Annotated in this window: 22 protein-coding genes; 12 read left to right on the top strand and 10 right to left on the bottom strand. The window is 66.1% G+C overall.

The window, feature by feature from the left end; genetic code table 11:
- The first annotated feature begins 21 nt into the window (after positions 1-21).
- From CGZ91_RS10715 to CGZ91_RS10690, 6 genes are all read left to right on the top strand, one after another.
- Positions 22-642 (top strand): TetR/AcrR family transcriptional regulator, encoded by a 621-nt coding sequence (locus CGZ91_RS10715; protein WP_229116580.1) that lies wholly within the window; start codon positions 22-24, stop codon positions 640-642.
- A gap of 303 nt (positions 643-945) precedes the next feature.
- Positions 946-1,974: a TRAP transporter substrate-binding protein gene (locus CGZ91_RS10710; RefSeq protein WP_094455053.1), complete on the top strand. Its 1,029-nt coding sequence runs from the start codon at positions 946-948 to the stop codon at positions 1,972-1,974.
- Between the two features lie 45 nt (positions 1,975-2,019).
- Positions 2,020-2,556, top strand: coding sequence for a TRAP transporter small permease (locus CGZ91_RS10705; RefSeq protein ID WP_094455051.1), 537 nt, complete (start codon positions 2,020-2,022; stop codon positions 2,554-2,556).
- A 2-nt stretch (positions 2,557-2,558) separates the two neighbouring features.
- Positions 2,559-3,872 carry a TRAP transporter large permease gene (locus tag CGZ91_RS10700; protein ID WP_094455049.1) on the top strand — a complete coding sequence of 438 codons (1,314 nt, stop codon included), beginning with the start codon at positions 2,559-2,561 and terminating at the stop codon, positions 3,870-3,872.
- 99 nt (positions 3,873-3,971) lie between these two features.
- The gene (locus tag CGZ91_RS10695; protein WP_094455047.1) at positions 3,972-5,021 is read left to right on the top strand and encodes a D-2-hydroxyacid dehydrogenase; all 1,050 of its coding nucleotides are present in this window, start codon (positions 3,972-3,974) and stop codon (positions 5,019-5,021) included.
- Position 5,022: 1 nt separating this feature from the next.
- Positions 5,023-5,832: an IclR family transcriptional regulator gene (locus CGZ91_RS10690; protein WP_094455045.1), complete on the top strand. Its 810-nt coding sequence runs from the start codon at positions 5,023-5,025 to the stop codon at positions 5,830-5,832.
- Here the strand turns inward: CGZ91_RS10690 and CGZ91_RS10685 are convergent.
- On the bottom strand, positions 5,777-6,676 hold the full coding sequence (locus tag CGZ91_RS10685) for an NAD(P)-dependent oxidoreductase (RefSeq protein WP_094455043.1): 900 nt from the start codon (positions 6,674-6,676) through the stop codon (positions 5,777-5,779). The two genes, CGZ91_RS10690 and CGZ91_RS10685, sit on opposite strands and share 56 nt — an antisense overlap.
- Before the next feature lie 114 nt (positions 6,677-6,790).
- Between CGZ91_RS10685 and CGZ91_RS10680 the strand changes: the two genes are divergently transcribed.
- From CGZ91_RS10680 to CGZ91_RS14075, 4 genes are all read left to right on the top strand, one after another.
- Positions 6,791-7,837, top strand: a complete 1,047-nt coding sequence (locus tag CGZ91_RS10680; RefSeq protein ID WP_094455041.1) for a zinc-binding dehydrogenase — start codon at positions 6,791-6,793, stop codon at positions 7,835-7,837.
- A gap of 291 nt (positions 7,838-8,128) precedes the next feature.
- On the top strand, positions 8,129-9,082 hold the full coding sequence (locus CGZ91_RS10675) for a hypothetical protein (protein WP_094455039.1): 954 nt from the start codon (positions 8,129-8,131) through the stop codon (positions 9,080-9,082).
- Positions 9,083-9,350: 268 nt separating this feature from the next.
- Positions 9,351-10,961, top strand: coding sequence for a beta-N-acetylhexosaminidase (locus CGZ91_RS10670; RefSeq protein WP_179229322.1), 1,611 nt, complete (start codon positions 9,351-9,353; stop codon positions 10,959-10,961).
- Between the two features lie 89 nt (positions 10,962-11,050).
- Complete coding sequence (locus CGZ91_RS14075) at positions 11,051-11,620, top strand: nitroreductase family protein (RefSeq protein WP_144276873.1); 570 nt, start codon at positions 11,051-11,053, stop codon at positions 11,618-11,620.
- A 45-nt stretch (positions 11,621-11,665) separates the two neighbouring features.
- Here the strand turns inward: CGZ91_RS14075 and CGZ91_RS10660 are convergent, their stop codons facing one another.
- Positions 11,666-13,450 carry an AMP-dependent synthetase/ligase gene (locus CGZ91_RS10660; RefSeq protein WP_229116579.1) on the bottom strand — a complete coding sequence of 595 codons (1,785 nt, stop codon included), beginning with the start codon at positions 13,448-13,450 and terminating at the stop codon, positions 11,666-11,668.
- Between the two features lie 86 nt (positions 13,451-13,536).
- Between CGZ91_RS10660 and CGZ91_RS10655 the strand changes: the two genes are divergently transcribed.
- Both CGZ91_RS10655 and CGZ91_RS10650 read left to right on the top strand, forming a co-directional pair.
- Positions 13,537-14,337, top strand: coding sequence for a deoxyribonuclease IV (locus tag CGZ91_RS10655; protein ID WP_094455031.1), 801 nt, complete (start codon positions 13,537-13,539; stop codon positions 14,335-14,337).
- Positions 14,338-14,935: 598 nt separating this feature from the next.
- A complete protein-coding gene (locus tag CGZ91_RS10650) occupies positions 14,936-16,510 on the top strand; it encodes a DUF222 domain-containing protein (RefSeq protein ID WP_179229321.1) in 1,575 nt (524 codons plus the stop codon).
- Positions 16,511-16,551: 41 nt separating this feature from the next.
- On the opposite strand, the gene CGZ91_RS15010 is transcribed toward CGZ91_RS10650, so the two are convergent.
- The 8 genes from CGZ91_RS15010 to CGZ91_RS10610 all read right to left on the bottom strand — a co-directional run.
- Positions 16,552-17,322 carry a dihydrofolate reductase family protein gene (locus CGZ91_RS15010; RefSeq protein WP_094455027.1) on the bottom strand — a complete coding sequence of 257 codons (771 nt, stop codon included), beginning with the start codon at positions 17,320-17,322 and terminating at the stop codon, positions 16,552-16,554.
- A complete protein-coding gene (locus tag CGZ91_RS10640) occupies positions 17,319-18,221 on the bottom strand; it encodes a phosphotransferase enzyme family protein (protein ID WP_094455025.1) in 903 nt (300 codons plus the stop codon). The genes CGZ91_RS15010 and CGZ91_RS10640 overlap by 4 nt, the downstream gene beginning before the upstream one ends.
- A gap of 319 nt (positions 18,222-18,540) precedes the next feature.
- Positions 18,541-19,449: a hypothetical protein gene (locus CGZ91_RS14070; protein WP_144276872.1), complete on the bottom strand. Its 909-nt coding sequence runs from the start codon at positions 19,447-19,449 to the stop codon at positions 18,541-18,543.
- Positions 19,446-19,757 (bottom strand): hypothetical protein, encoded by a 312-nt coding sequence (locus tag CGZ91_RS10630; RefSeq protein ID WP_094455021.1) that lies wholly within the window; start codon positions 19,755-19,757, stop codon positions 19,446-19,448. The genes CGZ91_RS14070 and CGZ91_RS10630 overlap by 4 nt, the downstream gene beginning before the upstream one ends.
- A gap of 285 nt (positions 19,758-20,042) precedes the next feature.
- Positions 20,043-20,585: a hypothetical protein gene (locus tag CGZ91_RS10625; RefSeq protein ID WP_094455019.1), complete on the bottom strand. Its 543-nt coding sequence runs from the start codon at positions 20,583-20,585 to the stop codon at positions 20,043-20,045.
- Positions 20,585-20,824: a hypothetical protein gene (locus CGZ91_RS14345; protein ID WP_094455017.1), complete on the bottom strand. Its 240-nt coding sequence runs from the start codon at positions 20,822-20,824 to the stop codon at positions 20,585-20,587. Before CGZ91_RS14345 ends, CGZ91_RS10625 begins: the two co-directional genes overlap by 1 nt.
- A 45-nt stretch (positions 20,825-20,869) precedes the next feature.
- A complete protein-coding gene (locus CGZ91_RS10615) occupies positions 20,870-22,723 on the bottom strand; it encodes a hypothetical protein (RefSeq protein ID WP_094455015.1) in 1,854 nt (617 codons plus the stop codon).
- On the bottom strand, positions 22,720-23,052 hold a 333-nt coding region (locus tag CGZ91_RS10610), incomplete at its 5' end, for an HYD1 signature containing ADP-ribosyltransferase family protein (protein WP_229116578.1). The genes CGZ91_RS10610 and CGZ91_RS10615, both read right to left, overlap by 4 nt.

The raw sequence follows: 23,052 nt of genomic DNA, 5'->3' as shown, positions 1-23,052 counted from the left end.
ATCCAGAACAGGAGGACCACCGTGGCCGAGACGACGATCAGCAACCGCCGGGCGCAGACCCGTGAGCGGCTCATCATCGCCGCCCAGGAGGCAATCGTGGAGCGCGGTGTCGCCGCCGCCTCGGTCGAGTACATCTGCGAAACCGCCGGCTTCACCCGCGGCGCGTTCTATTCGAATTTCGCCGACAAGGACGAGTTGATGGCGGAATTGGCACGCCACTGGTTCGCCGAACAGTTGCAGCGGGCACAAGGCGCGCTCGCCGAGGCCACGGCCGGGACAGGTGTGGGCATCGATGACATCCCCGCCGCTGTACGCCTGTTCATGGACGTCCACGCGATGTCACCGGACTGGGGGATCCTGACCTTGGAGCTCCGGCTGCACGCCCTGCGTACGCCGGAATTTCGGACGGTGTTCGCCGAGGCCGAGTCCGGCATCGCCGGAGTCATCGGAACGATGCTGACCGAAGCCCTGGCCGACAGCGGCCTGGAACTGTCCATCGAGCCGGCCGATGCACTGACCATCCTCGCCTCGCTGTTCACCTTCGTCCGCACCGACGCCCGTGGCCGCACCGAGACGATCGAACAGCAGCTGAGCAACGCCCTGGTGACCTTGGTGCGCCCGATGGAGAGCGCTTCCAGCTGAGATTCCTCGGCCAACCTCACCCGAGGCCCAATCGGCTGAATTGACGCCTGCATCGGCGTTTCAGGACATTTACCCCGACAGTAAACGTGTACTCGGGCGTACCACCCGAAACTTGGCCCCTCGGAAGTCAAGACCCGAACGATCACAATTTGGTCTCGGCAGTTGAGCGGGGTTGACGCTCACCCAATCTGGTGGTGAAGTTACGGCCAGCTGAACACCGTTCGGCAACGTGAACCGGGCCCGCGAAGAGGGGGCTTCCCGAGACACGCCTCACCCGCACCAAGCAACACAAGGAGTACCGCGATGAAGCGCAGGGATTTTGCACTGCTGGCCGGCCTCACGAGCATGAGCGTCGCGTTCGGCGCAGCCTGCTCGAGCGACGGAGCCGGCGGTGGCGGTGGTGGCAAGACCACCTTCCGCCTGGCCTTCAATCAGACCGAGGAGCACCCGCAGTACATCGCTGCGAAGAACATGGGCGAGAAGCTCGAGGAGCGCACCGATGGCCGCTACGGCATCCGGGTGTATGCCAATGAGCAGCTCGGCAGCCAGAACGAGGTCGTCCAGAACGTCTCGGCGGGCACCGTCGAGATGATGTACATCGGCGGCCCGGTGATGGAGTCCTTCAACCCGGACTTCATCGTCTTCAACCTCCCCTACATGTTCGCCAGCATCGAGGCGCAGGACGCGGTCTTCAGCGATGAGTCCGTCATGGGGGATCTCAAGAAGTCCATCGAAGAATCCAAGCGGATCACCGTGCTGTCGGCCCTGTTCGCCGGCGTCCGCAACGTCTACGGCAGCAAGGCCGTTCGTACCCCGGCCGACTTGGGCGGCATGAAGATCCGCGTCCAGCAGTCCGACTCCCAGGTGAAGATGCTCGAACTCATGGGCGGCATCCCCTCGCCGATGGGTCAGGGCGAGGTCTACACCGCTCTGCAGAGCGGCGTCCTCGACGGCGCGGAGAACAACGAGACGGTCTTCCACGCGCTCAAGCACGACGAGGTGGCAAAGTTCTACTCCTACACCCGTCACCTGATGATCCCCGACTACCTCCTCATCAACACCGACAAGCTCAACGAGATGGAAGAGGCGGACCGCACGGTCTTCCTCGAGCTCGCCGAAGAGGCTCGTGTCGAGGCGAACGAAGGCTTCCTGACCTTCATCGATGAGTCCATCGCCGCCGCCAAGGAGGTGGATGCCGAGTTCATCGAGGACGTCGACTCCGAGGCCTTCCGCACCGCCGTCGCCCCGCTGGTCGAGCAGTCGATCAACAACGACGTGCGCCAGGCCCTCGCCGACGCGGTCGACGCCGCCAACCAGGCCAACCCGGCCTGATTCGGTCCCACCCCATCCACCCACGGCAGCCCGATCAGGAGAGCCATGGAAGCCGTCTTGAAAGTCAAGTCCGGCGTAGACGTGTTTCTACGCTGGTTCTGCATCGCACTGTTCGCCGCCCTCGTCCTGCTGGTGGTCTGGCAGGTATTCGTACGCCAGGTGCTGCACTCCGGCAGCCCCTGGAGTGAGGCGGCCGGCCGGATCGTCTTCATCTGGCAGGGACTCATCGGTGCGGCGTACGTGATCGGCGAGAAGGACGATGTCGCCATCGACTTCTTGGTCCGGCGCGTACCGCAGAAGTTCGCCAAGGCGGTCGAGATCCTCGCTCACCTGATCGTGGCTGCCTTCGCGGGCGTCATCCTCGTGTACGGCGGCAGCGGCATCGTCATGGACCGGTGGGCCGACACCGTTCAGCTCCTCCCGGTGACCGAGGGCGTGCTGTACCTGGTGCTGCCCATCACGGGCGCCTTGATCCTCTTCTACGAGGTCGTCTCGATCTTGCAGACGATCACTGCGGAGAAGCTTGAGGTCGCCGACCCCAATGAGATGGACATCGACGACATCGTTGAGGAAGGGCTCTGATCATGGAAGAAACAGCTCTTCTCGTCGGCACGATCATGATCGTGGGCATGTTTGCCCTGATGGCGATCGGCGTGTCGGTCTCGGTGGCCATCGGCCTGCCGTCGGCGATCTCGATGATGATCCTGATGGGCCCGCGGCTGGGTATCGATGACTCGGCCCAGCAGATCTACACGGGTCTGGACTCCTACCCACTGTTGGCCATCCCCTTGTTCGTGTTGGCTGGCGCCATCATGAACCAGGGCGGTATCGCCCAGCGATTGATTGATCTGGCCAAGGCCCTCACCGGCAAGATGCCCGGTGGCCTGTCGCAGACCAGCATCGTCGCCAACGCGCTCTTCGGATCGATCTCCGGCTCGTCGTTGGCGGGTGCGTCGGCGGTCGGCGCGATCATGAGCCCGGCCCAGAAGAAGGCCGGCTACGACATGCGCTGGGCCGCGGCGGCCAACATCTCCGCGGCTCCCTCCGGCATGCTGATCCCGCCGTCGAACACGCTCATCGTCTATGGTCTGGTCTCCCAGGCCTCGATCGGTGCGCTGTTCCTGGCCGGCTACATCCCCGGCCTGCTCTGGATGCTCACCTGCATGGTGGTCATCTTCTTCTACGCCCGCAAGCGTCCCGAGCTCCGCGGCGCGGGCTTCCCGCCCTTCGTCGAGGGGTTGAAGATCTTCCTCAAGGCGATCCCGAGCCTGGGCCTGATCATCATCGTGATCGGCGGCATCGTCGGCGGCATCTTCACCCCGACCGAGGGTGCAGCGATCGCTGTGGTGTACGCCCTGGTGCTCTCGATGATCTATCGCGAGGTGACCGTCAAGGACTTCCCGAAGCTGCTGCTGAACGCGACCCGGACCAGCTCCGTGGTGGTCTTCCTGATCGCGCTGTCCAGCATCATGTCCTTCGCGATGACCTACGCCGACATTCCCTTCCTGCTCGGCGAGTGGCTGGTGTCGATCACCGACTCGAAAGTCGTCTTCCTGCTGATCATGATGGTGGTGTTGCTGATCGTCGGCATCCCCTTGGACGCCACCCCGGCGATCCTGATCTTCACGCCGATCTTCCTGCCGATCGCTGTCCAGCAGTACGACATCGATCCGGTCCACTTCGGCATCATGATCACCTTCAACATGTGTATCGCGGTGATCTCACCGCCATCGGCACCCGTGTTGTTCGTCGGCGCTCGCGTCGCCGGACAGAAGGTCGAAGATGTCTTCAAGCCGATGTTGCCCTTCTTCGGAGCCCTGATCGCGATGCTGCTGCTCATCCAGTTCGTGCCCGATCTGTCGCTCTTCCTCCCCCGCCTGGCCGGGCTCGTTCCCTGACAGGCATCCCCTTGACCCGCAGCCGGGCGGGTGTCCTGCGCCCCGCCCGGCTCCGGCTTTTCTCACCCCCATCCTTCAGTACGCCCATTGGAGCCCTCCATGACTTCTCGTCTTCGTGTTGTCATCGCCACCCCGCTCGAGCCGGAGCTGTGTGACCTGCTCACCGAGCGCGAGCCGCGCATCGACCTGGTGGTCGAGCAGGATCTGCTGCCGCCCATGCGCTGGGTCGGCGACCATGAGGGGGATCCCGACTTCCGGCGTACGCCAGAGCAGCAGGCCCGTTTTGAGGAACTGGTCCACTCGGCCGAAGCCCTCTATGGCATCCCCGACACCGATCCGGCCCTGCTGGCCGAGACGGTGCGCCGCAACCCGAAGCTGCGCTGGGTGCAGACCATGGCCGCCGGTGGCGGCGCCCAGATCAAGGCCGCTGGCCTCGAGCAGGCCGACCTGGATCGGATCAAGTGGACCACCTCGGCCGGCGCCCACAGCCGCACCCTGACCGAGTGGGCACTCTTCGGAGTGCTGGCCGGCGCCAAGGAACTGCCCCGACTGCAGAAGCTGCAGGCCGAACGCTCCTGGCCGACCCGCTGGCCGATGAAGCAGGTCTTCGACATGCGCATCTGCGTGGTCGGGCTCGGTCACATCGGCCGCGGCATCGCACAGGCCTTCACCGCCCTGGGCGCCGAGGTCGTCGGCGTACGCTCCCACCCGCAGCCGACCGAAGGCGCGGTCGAGGTCTATGGCACCGACCAGGTGCTGGAGGCGGTCACCGACTGTGACGCCATCGTCGCCGCGGTCCCGGGCACCTCTGCTTCGGCCGGCATGATCGGCGCCGCGGAGCTGGCCGCCGCCAAGCCCGGCGTCATCATCGCCAACGTCGGCCGTGGCAATGCGATCGACGAGCCGGCCCTGATCGAGGCACTGCACAGCGGCCAGGTCAGCTTCGCGGCTCTGGACGTCACCGCGGTCGAGCCATTGCCGGCCGACTCCGAGTTGTGGTCCTTCCCCCAGGTCGTCATCGCCCCGCACACCGCTGCCCTGCACGCGGACGAGGACCGCCTCATCGCCGAGCTGTTCGCCGAGAACGCCGGGCGTCTGCTCGACGGCGTCGAGCTCCGCAACCTTGTCGACACGGTGCAGTTCTACTGACATGGCCGAAACCGTCACCCCCCAGCCGGTGGTCCCGGCCGGCGGTTCGCCAGCAGCCAGTCGCACGGGCCATCTGTTGCACCTCCTCGCCGAGGAGGCCAAGCCGATGGGCCTCAGCCAGATCGCCCGCGGGCTCGGCCTCGCCAAATCCTCGACCCTGGGCCTGCTGACCTCGTTGGAGGCCGCCGGTCTGGTGCGACGCGAGCGGTCCCGGTACAGCCTGGACGCTGGCGTACTGCGCCTGGCGTCGGGCTTCCTGCGCAGCTATGACGTGGCAGCCGAGTTCCGGCACGCCACCCAAGCCTTCTACGGGTTGAGCAGAGAGCTGGTCCAGCTGGCCGCGTTGGCCGGCACCGAGGTGCTCTATCTGACCCGCCACACTGGCCGCTCGCCGCTGTTCGTGTCGGCGGCGCCCGGTGACTCGTTCCCTGCGGCGATCACCGCGGTCGGCACCGTGTTGCTGGCAGGGCTCGACGATGACGAGGTGAGCGAGCGCTACAGCGGCCCGGACAAGTTCCCGATGTGGACCAGTGAGTCCACGGCCAATCTGCCCCAGCTGTTGCGCAAGCTGCAGCGCACCCGGGCCCGCGGTTTTGCCGTCGACGAGGGCGAGACCAACCCAGGAGTGGTCGGTATTGCGGTGCGGGTGGAGCGTGGCGGCCGCCACAACACTCCCCTGGCGGTCGGGGCGTCACTGCCGCGGGCAGGGCTGACCCCTCGACATCGTCAGCTGATCATCGCCGAACTGCGTGAACTCAGGGATGTTCTGGAGTCGGGTTCGACCGCTGCTCCCGAAGAAAATGGTGAATGACGGCGAGGTCCTGTTCGCCCAGACCGGCGTCGACGACCTGGCCGTACATCTCGCGCAGCTTCTCGGTGAGTTGCAGTTCGGTGCCGTGGACGGCGGCCTCCTGGCTGGCGAAGCCCAGGTCCTTGCGCATGTACGCCAGCGCCCCCGTGGTGCTGTAGTCGCGGTTGACGATCTTGTCTCGCTTCTGTTGCAGCAGCCGCGAATCGGCCAGACCGGCACCGAGCGCGTCCATCAGGGCCGAGATGTCCAGGCCGGCCGACTCGGCCAGCACCGACGCCTCGGCGACGGCGGCCATGGTGGCGGCGACGATGAGCTGGCCGCAGGCCTTGGCCACCTCGCCGCTGCCCAGCGCACCCATCACGGTGGGGGTGCCGCAGTGGGCCAGGGCCGGCAGCACCTGCTGGATGTCTTCCTCGGCGCCGCCAACCATGATCGCCAGCTGAGCGTTCTGGGCGCCGACCTCGCCACCGCTGATCGGCGCGTCGACGACCCGGAGTTGCCCGTTGGTCGCCTCGGCCGCTTCGGCGGCCAGGTCACGCACACCCTGGGGTGAGGAGGTGGAGCAGATGACCAGCACCGTCGGTTCGGGGTGGGCCGCGGCTCCGGCGTACAGGCCGTCGGGGCCCTCGAGCAGCGGCTGCAGCTGCGGCAGGTCGGGCAGCACGGCCAGCACCGTCGCGCAGGCGGCGGGAAGGTCGGCAGCGCGTGCGGCGACCGTCGCGCCCTGGTCGACCAGCTCCGCGGCCGCTTCGGGCCGTCGGGCCATCACATGGACGCCCAAACCCCCGGCCAGAATGTTGGATGCCATGGGCGCGCCCATGCGTCCGGGACCGATCAAACCCACTGTTGCCTGCCGATTCACGTTCCTGATCGTAGCTGGACATGTCCACTTTTCGACACAGGGTCGTCGGCTGGTCGCGGCTCGGTCAATTCCGTGCGAGGGACTAGGATCATACGTATGCAGAGCGTGGTTATTCGAGGCAAACAGGACATGATCGTCGCGAACACCGAGGTGCCCCAGCCGGGGCCCGATGAGGTCCGGATTGCGATCGACTACGTCGGCATCTGCGGATCCGACATGCACTACTACGAGAACGGCGCCAACGGCGCGTTCACCATCACCGAACCGCTGGTCCCCGGGCACGAACTGTCCGGTCGCATCGACGCTGATCCGTCCGGAACGTACGCCCAGGGCACGCCCGTGACCGTGCATCCGGCCGGCTTCGGCCCCGATGTTGAGGGGATGGAAAACCTGCGGCACCTGCGTCCGGGTGGGTCCTACCTCGGCAGCGCGGCGACCACCCCGCACCGTCAGGGCGCGATGAGCGACTACCTGATCATCGGTCGCGATTCGATCCTCACCCTGCCCGAGAGCCTGCCGCAGAAGCGCGCCGCGCTGGCCGAGCCGCTCGGTGTGGCGCTGCACGGCGTCAACCTCGCGTACAACGTGGTCCAGGCCAACGGCGAGACCACCGGCGTCGAGGGCAAGAACGTGCTGGTCGCCGGCGCGGGCCCGATCGGCCTGCTGACTGCCTTCGCGGCCAAGGTCAAGGGGGCCGCCAAGGTCACCGTGACCGACGTGCTCGACGGGCCGCTGGAGCGGGCCAAGCTGGTCGGCGCCGACGAGGTCATCAACGTACGCGAGGCCGAGATCCCCGCGAAGACCTTCGACGTGGCGCTCGAGTGCTCCTCGGCTCCGGTCTCCGTCCAGGGTTGCATCAACGGCCTGAAGCCACGCGGCATCCTGGTCCAGGTCGGCATCCTGCCGAACGCCCCGATCCAGCTGAACCTGGCCAGCTTGGTCAACCAGGAACTGCAGATCCTCGGCTCCTTCCGCTTCGACGCGGAGGTCGAGGAGGCCATCGGCATCCTCGATCAGCACCCCGAGATCGACCAGATCCTCACCCACACCTTCGCCGCCAAGGATGTCCACGAGGCATTTGCCGTGGCGCACGACTCGCAGGCGTCGGGCAAGGTCCTGGTCGCCCTGCAGGGCGACGTCTGATCCACCACGCTTCTGAGGGCCGGTCCGCGTGGGCCGGCCCTTTGCGTTGGGTCGGGGCCGTACGCGGCGGGCCTCGGCGTGGGCGTACGGGCCTACCGCCGTCCCCGGCACCCTTCCAAGCCACAACCTGCATAACTACAGTCCCGTGCGGTTGCGCAGCCAAAATGGGCCCAATGACCTGCACAACTACAGTCCGCTGAGGTTGGCGAGCGACCCGCGCCGACCCACGTACGCGGTGAGGCTGACGATCACCTGCGACTCCACCCGGCTACGAAGTTGTCCACAGGAACCATGACCCCACGCAATTTCCTGCAGTTTCCTGTGGACAACCTGCTCTTTGCTAGTGCGCCGGACCTGTGGGTCCGGTTTCACTGGGGCATGGCTCTGATCATGACGGGCGCCGACTGGCGCGACCGCGGTGTGACGCGGTCCCAACTTTCTGGTCCCCGCTACCTACGACTCTTTCGCAACGTGTACGCCCGGACCTCCGACCACCTGTCCGATGACGACTGGGTGGCAGCAGCCAGGCTGGCCATGGGACCCGACACGGTCGCCACCGGTCTGGCCGCCCTGCGCCATCACGGGTGTCCCCACGGCGCCTCGTTGCCGGTCCATCTGGCGACAACCCGGATCGGCGTACGCAGCCGCCCGGGCATTCGGATCAGTCACGTGGCCGAACTCCCGCCCCACTCCGGAGGAGTTGCCTCCGCCGTTTCGGCATACGCGGCGTACACGGCGTACGCCCCGCTGGTCGACGCCGTCGCAGCCGGGGACTGGCTGCTCGAGAATGGCCAGCTCACCGCAGTAGAGATGCAGGATCTGGGTGCGGCGTACGGCGGTCGGCTGCGGCACTTGGCCAAGCTGGTCCGGACCGGCGCCCAGTCGTGGCGGGAGACCCAGTTGCGTTTGGCGTTGGTCCTCGCCGGGCTTCCTGAGCCAGCGATCAACGTGGCGGTCGACCACCCGGGGCGCGTCACCTTCTCCCCCGACCTCTCCTATGACCAGTATCGGCTCGCTCTGGAGTACGAAGGGCGCCAGCACCTCACCGACACCGAACAGTGGAGCTCGGACATCGAACGGTATGAGGAGCTCTCGCTTCGATGGCGCATCCTCCGCGTCACCGCCGAGCGCATGCGACGCCCCCGCGAGCTGGTCACCGCGGTCTGGCAGGAGCTGAGGGCCGGCGGCTACCGAGGGCCGGCACCCAGGTTTGCCGGTGCTTGGTGCACCGCGTTCCCCTGGTGAGGCGGCGCAACTTCAGCAGACTGTAGTTGCGCAGGTCATCAGGCCCATTTCGGCTGCGCAACCGCACGGGACTGTAGTTATGCAGGTTGTGGCGCCGGACAGGGTGGGCGCGGGGGCGCGTACGCCAGGGCTGACCCACCGCGTACGCCCGTCAGCGTCGCGGCCGCCCCGAATGTCACCGCTGCCACGACCACCCGCCCCCGGCGTACCGCAAACGCTTTCTCAGCTAGCGTGGTGGCACGGAGACCTCACACAGGAGAGTTGTTCAATGAGCCTTCCGGCCATCATCCCCGCCCCGCAGGACATCACCGCCACCGAGGGCGCGCTGAGCCTGTCCTCCGACTCGACCATCTCGGGGGAGCCGGCGTACGCCGATGCGTTGCGTCGCATCCTCACCCCGGCCACCGGACTGCCGCTGCGCCAGGCAGGCGGCGTCGACAGCGCCGATGGCACCATCGTCGTCTCCGAGGACACGTCGCTGGAGCCCGAGCACTACACCCTCGAGGTTGCCGGGGACCAGCTGACCATCACCGCCGCCGACCTGGCCGCAGCCAACTGGGCCGCGCAGACGCTGCGGCAGTTGCTCGACACCGAGGCCTACCTGCCGGCCGGGGGCGGGCGTACCGACTGGCAGGTGCCCGGCGTCAAGGTCGTCGACGGCCCCCGCTACTCCTGGCGCTCGCTGCACTTCGATCCCGCGCGCTACTTCAAGCCGGTACCCGAGGTGCTGCGGTTCATCGACCAGATGGCGATGCACAAGTACAACGTGCTCCACTTCCACCTCACCGAGGACCAGGGCTGGCGCTTCGAGTCGAAGAAGTACCCCAAGCTCAACGAGATCTCCAGCTGGCGCCGCGAGACGAAGAATCACCTGTGGGAGGAGGGCGACGGCACCCCCGAGGGCGGCTACTACACCCAGGATCAGCTGCGCGGGATCGTGGCGTACGCCGCAGCCCGCGGCATCAACGTGATGCCCGAGATCGAGTTCCCCGGCCATGTCAGCGCGGCTTTGGCGGCCTACCCGGAGTACGCCGTGCCCGGCTTCCCGACTCCGGAACCTGCGCCCCGGTGGGGGATCATGGACGACGTCCTCAACATGACCGACGAGTCGATGCAGTTCGTCTACGACATCTGGACCGAGGTGCTGGACATCTTCCCCTTCACCCACGTCCACATCGGTGGCGACGAGGCCCCGCGTACGCAGTGGCTGGAGTCCGAGCACAGCAAGAAGCTGGCCGCCGAACGTGGCCTGCCCGGCCCCGATCACCTGCAGGCGTGGTTCACCGCCCAGCTGCGGGACTTCCTCGAGGCCCGCGGGCGTACCGTCGTCGCCTGGGATGAGGTCATCGACGAGGGCCCTGCTCCAGGCGTCGTCATCCACGCCTGGCGCGCCCGCACCGATGCCGCCAAGCGCGCCCTCGAGGCCGGGCAGCAGATCATCCAGGCACCCACGACCTACACCTATTTCGACTACTACCCGAGCCGGAGTGACGACGAGCGCTACTTCATCGGCGGCGACCTGCCGCTCGAGAAGGCGTACTCCTTCGACCCGGGCGCAGACGCGGCCAACGAGGAGCAGGCGGCGCTGATCCTGGGCACCAGCGCCCAGCTGTGGGCTGAATACTCGCCGACCTTCCGGATCACCGAGTACCTCGCCTGGCCGCGCGCCTGCGCCCACGCCGAGGTCGCGTGGTCGGCGCCGGAGAAGAAGGACTGGGCCGATTTCGAGGCCCGTCTCACCCGCCACATCGCGCGGTTGGAGGCCAACGGGATCAACGTACGCCCGCTGGCCGGCCCGCATCCGTGGCAGCAGGGCGGTACTGGCCTGTGGCGCCGGCCCGACTCGCACCGCAAGGAGACCGAGGCGGCGCTCGACTGACGCGCGACCCAACGCGGCCCGGGCCGGCGGGAACATTGCCGACCCGGGCCGCGTTGGGCCTCTCGGAGATCATTCGACCGAGGAGCACCGTGAGCCAGACCAGCCAGACGACCAGTGATGTGGAAAACGGCGAGATCGAGTACCCGATCCTGCCGGTGCTGGCAGACCGCTGGAGCCCCCGGGCGTACCTGCCGGTCGACATCGATCAGAGCAAGCTGAACAGTGCCTTCGAGGCGGCCCGCTGGAGCCCGAGCTGGGCCAACAATCAGCCGTGGGCGTACGTGGTGGGTCGGCGTGGGTCGGGCACCTTCGACACCATCGTCGACACCTTGGTCGACTTCAATCAGGGCTGGGCGAGCAAGGCCTCGGCCCTCATCCTCACCATCGCGCTGACCCACGACGGCGATGGCCAGCCGCGCCCGACCGCGCTCTATGATTTGGGCCAGTCGGTGGCGCACTTCACGGTGCAGGCGCATGCCGAGGGACTGTCGGTACGCCAGATGGGCGGCTTCCACGCCGACCGGGCCCGCGCCTCGTTCGGGTTGGACGACCACGAGCAGCCGGTGTCGGTGATCGCGGTTGGCACCGTCGATCCCGAGGGCCCACGCGCCTCGAAGCCGCGCACCCGCAAGCCGCAGCGTTCCTTCCTGCGCGGCTGAGTCGGCGGAGGGCCGGCTTGAGGTGACCGTGCCAGGGGGCCGGCCTCAGTGCTTGTCGGCGTCACCCTTGCGACGGGCGGCGATCTTGGAGTACATGCCCTCGACGAGATCGTTGAACCGCTTGGCGACTTCCTGGCGCCGCACCTTGAGGGTAGGGGTCAGCAGGCCGTTCTCGGTGGTGAGCTCGTCGAGCATCATCTGCACTCCGCGGATCTGTTCCCACGGCGCCAGCTTCTCGGTGAGGGCATGGACCCGCTTGTTGAGTTCCTCGAGGATCTCGGAGTTGTGGAGCAGTTCCTGGACGTCGGCGAAGCGGACCTGCAGCTCCCCGGCCAGGTTCTCCAACTCCGGCAGCGAGGGCCGCACCAGCAGCGTCAGGCTGGGCCTGTTGTCGCCGATGATGACGGCGTACTCGATCAGCGGGTCGGTCAGCAGCAGCCCCTCGATCGGTCCGGGGGCGACGTTCTTGCCGCCGGAGGTGACGATCAGGTCCTTGATCCGGTCGGTGATGGTCAGGAAGCCGTCGTCGTCGATCTCGCCGACGTCGCCGGTGTGCAGCCAGCCGTCGGCGTCGATGGTCTCGGCGGTGGCCTCGGGGTTGTTCCAGTAGCCGGCCATCACGTTGGCGCCGCGGAAGAGGATCTCGCCCTCGGCACCGATCTTCATCTCGCCGCCGGTCAGCACCCGACCCGCGGTGTCGAGTTTGTACGCCTGCGGGCTGTTGAAGCTGACCAGCGGCGCGGCCTCAGTGAGGCCGTAGCCCTGCCAAATCGGCGTACCGATGGCACCGAAGAACACTTCCACCTCAGCGCGCAGCGGGGCACCGCCGCAGGCGAGCATGGTCTTGGGGCCCCCGATGGCGTCGCGAACGCTGGCGAAGACGAGCTTGTCGGCGACCGGCAGCAGCGCCCGGCGCCACCAGCTGGTCCGCCGGCCGGCCCGGTTGTCGGCCTGGACCCGGCTCCCCAGCCCGATCGCCCAGTCAAAGATCCGCTTCTTGGCGCCGCTGTCGCCGACCTGGGCGTGGGCCTTGGTGTAGACGGTCTCGTAGAGCTTGGGTACGCACACCATCAGCGTCGCCTTGGCCAGCACCAGCTGTTCGGCGACCTCGCGCGGATTCTCCACGTAGGTGTTCATGCAGCCCCGGCTGAGCACGAAGTAGGTCCAGCCGCGCTCCAGGGCGTGGGCCAGCGGCAGGAAGCACAGCGAGTGGTCGGTGGGCTGGACGTCGAAGTAGCCCTCCAGCGCGTCGAGCTCGGCGCACAGGGCCCGGTGCGTGAGCATGACGCCCTTGGGGTCGCCGGTGGTGCCGGAGGTGTAGATCAGGGTGAGCAGGTCGTCGGGGTGGCGTTCGGTGGCGGCGACGGCCTCGGCATCGGCCGGGTCGACCGGCCGCGACAACAGTTCGGCGAGCGGGGTGACGCCGTCGACGGCGTCGAAGCTGACCACGGTGACGCCCTCGGGCACCCGGGCCGCTTCCTCGGCGCCGCCGATGAAGATCCAGCCGGCGCCGGAGTCGCGCAGGATGTGGGCGGCCTGTTCGGCGGTCGAGGAGCCATAGATCGGCACCGTGACCGCACCCAGCCACATGGCGGCGAGGTCGACCAGGCTCCATTCGGGACGGTTGGCGGCCCACAGGGCGATCCGGTCGCCCTTGCGTACGCCGCTGGCATGCAGTACACCAGCGAGTTGCTCCACCTCTCGGCGCAGCACTCCGTAGCTCTTGGTCTGCCACCGGTCGCCGACCCGGATCCGGGTGGCGTTGCGCAGGACGTGGTCGCGCATGACCTGTTGCAGGCGCGGGACGAGATGCTCAGCGTTGATGCTCACACCCCCAAACTTACGGGACCGTAAGTTGCCGCTCAAGACCCCTCCTGCGGTACGGACGTCAAGCCGCCCGTGGCTACAGTGGCGCCATGGCTTTCACCCTTCCGGACAGTTTCGGAGCCCACGTCGACCAGAGCGACCCGATCGCCGCCGCGCAGGAGCGTGGCATGACTGCGGCCCAGTTCTTCCTGGGCGACCCGCAGGGCTGGAAGGGACCCAAGATTGCGTACGCCGGCGGTGCCGCCGGGCTGAAGGCGGACGCCGCCGAGGCCGGCATCCGGCTCTATGTCCACGCCCCCTATGTCATCAATGTGGCCACCACCAACAACCGGATCCGCATCCCCAGCCGCAAGCTGCTGCAGCAGACCGTGACCGCGGCCGCCGAGATCGGCGCGGCGGGCGTGATCGTGCACGGCGGGCACGTCACCAAGGACGACGACCCCGAGGTCGGCTTCGAGAACTGGTACAAGTGCATCGACCGCCTCGAGGCCGAGATCCCGGTCCTGATCGAGAACACCGCCGGCGGCGCCAATGCCATGGCCAGGCACTTGGACCGGCTCGGCCAGGTCTGGGAGGCGATCGCCAAGGCCGACGGTTTCGACAACATCGGGCTGTGTCTGGACACCTGCCACGCCCACGCCGGCGGTGAAGAACTGGTGGGTCTGGTCGACCGCGTACGCGCCATCACCGGCCGGGTGGACCTGGTGCACCTCAACGATTCCCGCGACGCCTTCGACTCCGGCGCCGACCGGCACGCCAACCTCGGCCAGGGCCAGGCCGACCCCGACGGCCTGCGCGCGGTCGTTGCCGACGCAGGCGCACCGTTCATCCTCGAGACCCCCGGCGACGCACCCGAGCACCGGGCGGATCTGGAGTGGCTGACGAGCTGAATCGTGGGCTTGGGGCTTGGGGCTGGTGCTGACGTCACCTGGCACCGGCTCGAAGGTCACCCCGGTGGGGTGCCGGCTGGGGCCAAAGAAGCAGCAACGAGGTGTGGGCCGGGTTGGCCTGCAGCCGCAGCTCCGGCGTACACAACGACGCGATGCTGTAGTTACGCAGGCGAAACCGGCCAGATCACGTGTGTAGCCACTGCAAGCTGTAGTTGTGCAGGTCCCGCAACCCCCGGGCGTACGCCGATGCGCCCGGCGGCGCCGGACCTCACCTCCGCGAGGGGATGAAAGAGGCAGCAACGAGGACGCGGGGCCGGGCTGGCCCGCAGCCGGTTCCGGGCCACGAAAGCTCAACATGTTGAGGTTCCGTGCCCGGAAACGGCCGATTCGGCCCGCGATCCTCAACATGTTGAGTTTTCTGGCGGCCCGCCAGGTCGCGACCCCCGGGAGCACTCAGCCCTCGCACACCTTCAGGACCCGAACTTTCTCGAGCGTGTGTTCGATTGATCGCCTCGTACTCTAGTTTTTGTCAGCGCGATGACGTAGAATGAAGGCATTCAATCGAACACCGATTCGAACCAGTCAGGAGGTGACCACCATGACCGATGCGCACACGACAGCAACACTCCAGGTGATCTCTGAGATCCGAGCCGCTCGGCAGGAGAAGCTGCAGGCGGAGGCGCGGGAGTTCATGAAGGTCGCCGAGTTCGCCGACCTCTACGACGCGGACTGGTACGCCATCGAATACCCGAACGGTCCCGGCCCGGTCGGCGAACGGCTGGTCCGCCCCGGCGGAGAAGGTACGCCGTTGGTCGGCGAGTTCTGCGTCCTCGAGCTCGGCGCCGCTCTCGGCATGTCCGGCGACGAAGCGCATGTCGAGCTGGCTCACGCATTGGCGCTGCGAGGCCGGTTCCCGAAGACCTGGACAGTGCTCGGCGAAGGCAAGCTGCGAGTCTGGCAGGCGCATCATCTGATCAACCAGACCAGCGAACTGTCCGTGGAGCTGTGCACCAAGATCGACGCGCAGGTCGCCGAGTTCGGGACCTCAATGGGCAAACAAGCCCTCAAGAACCTGATCGAAGCCATCGTCCTCGAACACTCACCCGAAACAGCACAGACTCTCCATGAGGCCCAGCTGGCCGGCCGGCACGTCACCATCGACCACCGCGGCGACGGCGTCGTCCGTGAAATCCATGCCAGCGTCGACGTCGCCACTGCGATCCACCTCGACGCGCAACTGAACCGGCTCACGACGATCCTCGGCCAGAGCCAACTCCACAACCGCCAAGCCGACACCACTGCGGGTGACGTGCCAGCGACGATGGACCCACGCGACATTCGCCGGGCCGTAGCGTTGGGGATCCTCGCAACCCCGGCCCGGGCCCTGCACCTGTTGCAGGACTCCCTCATCGACCAGCTCGACGATGCCGAACTGGCGTCCGCGCCGGACGAGAACCACCTCCACGACAGCGCCACCGTCGGTGCGGCCGAACAGACCAACGCGACCGGGTGTCCGATGGCCAGCTCACCGGCCCACACCTGCGGCCAGGTCACCGTCGACCCCACCAAGCTGCTGCCGAAAGCCCAGCTTGTGGTCCACGTGACCGATGCCAGCTTGAAGGACGGCGGTGTCGCCCGCGTCGAAGGTGTCGGACCCGTCCTGACCTCCTGGTTGAAGGACCTGTTGGCCGACTCGCATGTGACCGTCCGGCCGGTGTTGGCGCCGGACCAGGCCTGGGCGACCGAGGCCTACGAAATCCCCGAAGCGATGCGCGAATGGGTCACGCTCAGAAACCCGAGGTCGATGTTTCCGTTCTCGAACCGCAACAGCGGTCACCTCGACATCGACCACACCCAACCCTGGGCGCTCCCACCGCTCGCGATCCTCCCCGACCCAGATCCACCGGACGGCGAGCCGCCCTGCGGCGACCCGCCGGATCAGAAACCAGGACACAATCTCCCGCAGACCCGGCCCGGCAACCTCGCCCCGCTGGCCAGACGAGAACACCGAGCCAAGACTCACGCCGGCTGGCACGTGGTCCAGCCCAGTCCAGGGATTCTCCTGTGGACCTCACCACTCGGATTCCAATACCTCGTCACCGCCAGCCACTGCTGGCTCATCCACGACCCCCACGACACCATCAACGAAGACGCCGCCGCAGCCGCAGCCTGAGCCCGATCACCTGACAGCCCCTCGCGGGCGATTAGTGGAACTCAGTGCAACACATGAGTGACGTTGAGGTGGCGCTTACTGTACGGGCGTGTCATCGCATACTGAGTCCATGTCGACCCGTGTGACCCGTGGATCTCTCCCAGTCGTGTCACGGTTCCGATTGGCTGTTCGGCCCCTTCTAGGAACGAGGTGCTGCCGACGACACCGACCACCGAGGGGAAAGTGATGAGATGCAGTTCGGAAACCAAGCCTGCCCTGCAGAGCGCGCCGTTGAGGTGGCCCCCGCCGGCCCCAATGATGGTTGTGGTTCCGGTAAGGGCCGCGAGCTCCCGTACAGCTCGCCGAAGGTCGACTTGGGATCTTCCGATAGTCAGATATGAGATCTCTCGGTCGTAGAGCGCACGCACGTAGTCGATGGGTGTGGACTCGGCGATCAAGACCACCAGCTCTGTCCGGCCCTTTTGCTGGTGAGTCCATTCCACTCGTCCACGAGAGTCCGTGACTGCGAGCAACGACTCGGCCTCTCCCCGAAGACACTGCGCAGGAGGTCGGGGCCATGATCCATCAACCTTGCTCGGACGGGTCGGTGCTGAGCTCGTGATGAAGCTGTCGGCCCCTTCGAGGGTGACTCGCGGGGAGAAGCGATCCACGAGGTAGTCCGACCGCTGTTGCACAAGGTCCACAGTGTCCCTCGCCCACAGCGATTCCCACCGCTTCGATACCCCAGCAGCCAGGAGCGGGCCTCCTGCGCCAGGGGTTATGCGTCCATCGATGGACGCGATCGGCGTGAGGACAACGGCGGGGGTACTCATGACCTACCTACCCACTCGCGCAGGAGCGCATCGAATGTCCGACGAAGACGATCAACATCCCGGGGTGCAAGGAAGTCAGCAAACTCCGGGTACTGCTCAACGAGAATCAACAGCTGGTGCGCCGTCGCTGCCCGACGGGTCTGATCCGCGTCGACACCGGCGGCCGAACTGTACGCGTCCATGGCCGGGTGGCGAGGGACTGTGTCGGCTGACGCGGCTGCTCGTGTGAGGGCGAAGGAGATGTCGCCGACCGAGGGGCCGACGCGGGCGGATGCCCAATCGACCAACAACGGCCGACCCGTCGAGGTGCGAACGACGTTTCCAAGGTGGCAATCACCGTGGACGAATGAGTGTGGACTCTCGTCCACGGCCGCTCGCAGATGAGTGAGGTCGTCCGCAACTCGCTTCAGTCGATTCTCGTCGTCCGGCGCGCTCCACAGTCGGCGCGCGAACGAGTCAGGACCGTCCCGCTCGTGTCGGCGCTGGAGATCCAGGGGTGGTGTGACACTCCTGACGCCTCGCGAAGTCCTGTGCATTCGCCCAAGCAGTCCTGCGAGGTCGGTCCACTGCGCCGTTGTCCATGCTTGCGCTGGCTCCGCAGGTTCGTGCCGCTCGAGTGCGATGGCGATCCAATCCTCAGTTTCGTGTGCAGCCACCATGCGAGGCGACGGGATCGCGATCCGTCTCGAGAGCTCCGTGTACGCGAACAGCTCTCGCCTGCCCTGCCCTGCTTGGTCGGGACTCGAGAGCTCGATGACCTTCACGATCACAGGGGCACCGCTCGTCGTAAGCCCCTCGAGCAGCGTTGCTCCTGACATGCCGCCCTCGGGCAGGTCGGCACCTTCAGCCGCGGCCAATCCGAGGGCACTGAACAGCTCATTCGCATCGATCACAGCCATGGCCGAATGCTAGACGCCCGCCGTCGCCGTTCGTCATCGCCCAATCGAGCATTCTTCCAATGTTGTGCCTGTCCCGCTGCCCCCGGCGTATGGGGACCAGCGAAGCAACTCCCGCCCGGGTTGACCTCAACATGTTGAGCCTCTGCGCCCCGAAATCGCCGATTCGGCCACAACCTCAACATGTTGAGGTTCCGTCAGCGCCACGCCCGGTGATGAGCGAACGTGTTTACAGCAGCCAGCTCACCCGGGGACCCGCTGTGCGTCTCCGAGGGTCGAGGCGTCTTGTCGGCGTCGATGGCATCGACCGCGCCGGCATTCTTTACTGATCGCCGTTCTGTTGCAGGCTCCAGACGCCGGCGCCGCTAATGATCACCCCGCCAGCGAGTTCCAGACTCCCGTCCTCGAGCCCGAAGAGTGGGTTGATCATCTCTACAGATGGCCCGACAGCCGGCCTAACTCCAACCAGCGCGTACGCACGGTCATCCCAGTTCTCGATCACGAACTCACCGGAGTAGATCTCCTCCCATCCTCCCTCCGCAAGTCGCCGCACCATCGCGTCCGGAGCCGCCGCACGCACGTCGTCGACGACAATCGAAGGATCACGATCCGTCGTGCAGGTATAGATGATTTCGCCCCCACAACCGACGAAGTCAGCACCCCACGGGATCACAGCAAGCGGCGTCTCCAGGACGATCCTTCCTGATCGACCGACAAGCGGCGCCACCGCCGCACCTATTGGATCCGATGCTTCGACCCGTTTCCACAGCCCACTTGTGCGGTCATGGAGGTAGGAGGCAAGAGATCCCCCATTTCTAGGATTGTCATCAGCATCGACTGGCAACCCAACCCCCTGCCGCCACCACCTCGCCCCTGAGCGAGCCCTCTCTACGGCATACGCTTCGCGGAGCTTCGGAGACCAACGGGGCACACCCGACAACAGCGCGACAACCTGATCTTCCCCCAGCACGTCCTCAGCGGCCTCCGTCAAGGATTTGCGCGCGTTAGCAAGTCGCTCGAGAGCACCGCCACCCCAGAAGTAGAGGTAGTTGACGAGGTCCGCGCCAATTTCGGCGTCCGTTCGTCGGTCGTCGGCTATGGCATGGACGTTCGTAACCACTTCCTCGAGAACACGGAGCACTTCCGGCGCAAACCCATGTTCCAAGCACTGTTTATCATCGTTCATCATCAGCGAACTCTTTCCAGCCAAATACCACAGATCATATGTCACCGACCCGAGCGTCCGACGCGATCGAGAAAATCTGACAGTATGCGCTCCAACGCGTCGGCATCACCGATCCGGTGATGCTCCTCGTATGACATTGGGTAAACCCAGACCTCCATCTCTCCAGACTCCCAGAGGATCAATTCGGCCTCCTTGGCGCCTTTGATGAGCAGATGCGCTGCGGGCTTGTCAGTGCGGTTCAAACGAAAGGTGACATCGCCGGCGAGCTTTAGCACTCCCGAGTTTCGGTTCACCCAGTCAGACAGGCGCTGTATCAACCTCATCGTCTGCACACAGATCCGACGCAGCACCACAGGTCTGCACCAGCGCCCCGGGCCCCGACGGCGTTGATCGCCTCCGGAAGTCCCATCAAGCCGACACGATGCACGCCTCGAGAATCCCACGGTTCTTCGGATCTGTCAGCAGTTGATCCATGCGTCGCCCCCAATGGGCCCGACCCTCATACCCAACGCGTCCCGGACACCACAGCGGCCCGACAAGCCTCTTAACCGATGTCCTGGAACCGGGTCACCCCACGACGCTTTCAGGCGGTTCAGGCCACCACGAAGACTTACAGACGGTTCAGCTCAGCGCGACGATCAAGCAATCGTTGCACCACCAGCAACTTGGCCAGTAGCCAGTTCCACCGCAAACTCGCGTGGTTCGCCGTCGTCGGGATCGGAGGCGCCTCTGACCCAGCCACCGCTCGCCTCGGCGACGCGTAATCCGTCGATGGCGAGACGACGAGTCTCCCAGAGCACTCCTGCGGAACTGACCGCGGTGATCGTCCACGGCCCCACGAGCAACAGCACCCGTTCCTCCTCAAGCTCCTCCGCAGCCACGACTGGGCCCATGGTCGGGACCGCCTCGAAACTCGCAGGATTGAGCACATCACCCAAGAAGGCTGTACCGCGCTCGACGACACAAAGACCGGTGGGGTTGGGGGTACCCAGCAATGCGCTGAGCGCCCGTCGCCCCGGATCGGGTGCCGCGAAGGTTGCGGACCAGCTCTGCGCGCCCCAGGGTTCGACCACGACGAAAGTCGACCTCGCCCCGGCCCCCTCGGCCAAGAAGGCGTGGTCAGCGCCCGCGGACATGTCCGCAACACCAGCCGTGAACTCAGACATGAAGCGGCCGGACATCAGGGCTCCACGGGCTGGTGGTCGGCCAGGGTGATGTGCTGGGCGATGGTGCAGTGCTGAGCCCACGCGTCCAGGCTGTCAGTCATAGCGGTGTCCTCGGGCAGCCGGAAGTCACCAGGCCGCCACCCCTCGCCGACCCAGCCCGTATGAAGGACGGTGTGCACGGCCGCAGTTCGGAAGCCGTGCGCGCGAGAGGCCCTGGCCCAAGCGAGAGTCTCCAAGATCTCGGCGAGGTTCACAGCGAGCCTGATGATGGCGCCGGCGACAGTGGTGGGTGAGCCGGGTCACGTTGCCCCAATCCACAGGGTTGGGCGATCGTCAAGGGTCGCAACCGCAGCAATCCTCAACGTGCCATCACTGAGACCGAACAACGGGTTGATGAGATCAACCACAGGACCCTCAACCGGTTCCACCAACACCAACGCATAGCCGCGATCCGCCCAGCCCTCACGAATCCGCCCCGGGCCCAACGCATCGGACTCAGCCGCGATCACCTCAGGACGCGACGAACGCAGAAAACTCTCCAACTCACCGGCAGGCCCGGGAACCGCGAACGTCGCCAACCGATCGCTACCGCACCCCACCACCTCAAACTCGGGAACCCGGCCCGCCAGCGGCGTCTCCACATACCACCGCCCCACACCACCAGGAACCAACTCCATCAGTTCAGCAACCGGATCCCCGGTCCTCAACCCGACAACACGACCAACCCCGGCATGATCCAACACGTAACCCGCCAAATGACCACACTCACCCAACGCACCCCGCAACCGACCCACCAACGCACCATCCGCGCCACCACCCGCCAACGGCACCCCACCAACCCACCAACGCCGATCCTCACCCGCATACTCGAGAAGCATGATGTCGCGAGGTGAACGAGTCCACTCCTGAATCCCGCCCACCCAGCGCTCAAGGCCATCGACTCCCAACTCATCCTCGATACAGGCATCGAGAACGCAACGCGCCCAGCCCGCACGGACCAAACCTGCACCCCCGAGAAATCGAAGGTAGCGAGCGAACCGTCGCATGCGGCCGCCCTCGGGCACCCCAGTCTCGACGACGTCCTCGAATGCCGCCGCAAGCTCGGCCAAGGTGCGCTGGACGCCCAACACAGTCGCGTACGGCAGCTGCACCACCGGCTCGTGGCCTTCGGCACGTGGCTGCGCCGTCGGTGACTGCGGCGGCTTGGGTGTACCCGCGCCGAGCGAGCCTCTCCCGGTCAACCGAATCACCCCTTCGTTGCGGGTGATACCTGCATCGCCGTGATGGTCAGGTAGCCGAGTCCACAGGGTTGGGTGATCATCAAGGGTCGCAACCGCAGCAATCCTCAACGTGCCATCGTTGAGACCGAACAACGGATTGATGAGATCAACCACAGGACCCTCAACCGGTTCCACCAACACCAACGCATAGCCGCGATCCGCCCAGCCCTCACGAATCCGCCCCGGGCCCAACGCATCGGACTCAGCCGCGATCACCTCAGGACGCGACGAACGCAGAAAACTCTCCAACTCACCGGCAGGCCCGGGAACCGCGAACGTCGCCAACCGATCGCTACCGCACCCCACCACCTCAAACTCGGGAACCCGGCCCGCCAGCGGCGTCTCCACATACCACCGCCCCACACCACCAGGAACCAACTCCATCAGTTCAGCAACCGGATCCCCGGTCCTCAACCCGACAACACGACCAACCCCGGCATGATCCAACACGTAACCCGCCAAATGACCACACTCACCCAACGCACCCCGCAACCGACCCACCAACGCACCATCCGCGCCACCACCCGCCAACGGCACCCCACCAACCCACCAACGCCGATCCTCACCCGCATACTCGGCGGCCAACGGCGCCTCCCACTCGCCGCCCGACCGGGGAAGGCCCCGATCCCAGCCGTCCCCGAAATCCTGCCCGATGGCTTGCTGAACCGAGCGGCGCCACTGCTCCTGTGCCACAGCCAGCCGCTCAGCCGCCCCGCCGCCCCGCGGATGGACATACAGGAAAAGATTCAACTCACTCTCGGCATCGGAGTAATCAAGCACATCCAACCGATCAACTGCCAGAACCAGCTCATTGAAGAAGCGGCTCGCGGCCAGGACTGCCCGCCACAACACCGGTATGCCACGCGCGCTCATCGAATCCTCTCAAGGTTGTATATGACGATGCTCCTGGCTCGAGACACCCACTCCGGTTCACCGGTCCGGCTGTTCTTCCCCTCATACACCGCCGAGCGCTGAACATCGAACTCGATTACAGCGCGACCTCGTCCCCGCCCGAGCTGGTACAGGCTCTCCGCCTCGCGTGGAGAGAGCACCTTCCGTCTTGCATCTTCCATAAAGACCCTGCCTTGGTCACGGCCGTGGAGAATCTGGTCCGACATAATCTGGGGCGCCCGCGAGACGGAGGTGTAGTGACGCATTCGGATCAACTCGTCAGGGCCAGCAGCGCCGGCGGCGGAGCTTTC

The organism is Parenemella sanctibonifatiensis (assembly GCF_002250565.1).
Taxonomy (GTDB): Bacteria; Actinomycetota; Actinomycetes; order Propionibacteriales; family Propionibacteriaceae; genus Parenemella; species Parenemella sanctibonifatiensis.
The sequence above is the reverse complement of the archived record's forward strand: the minus strand, read 5'-3'. Positions and strand labels throughout refer to the sequence as shown.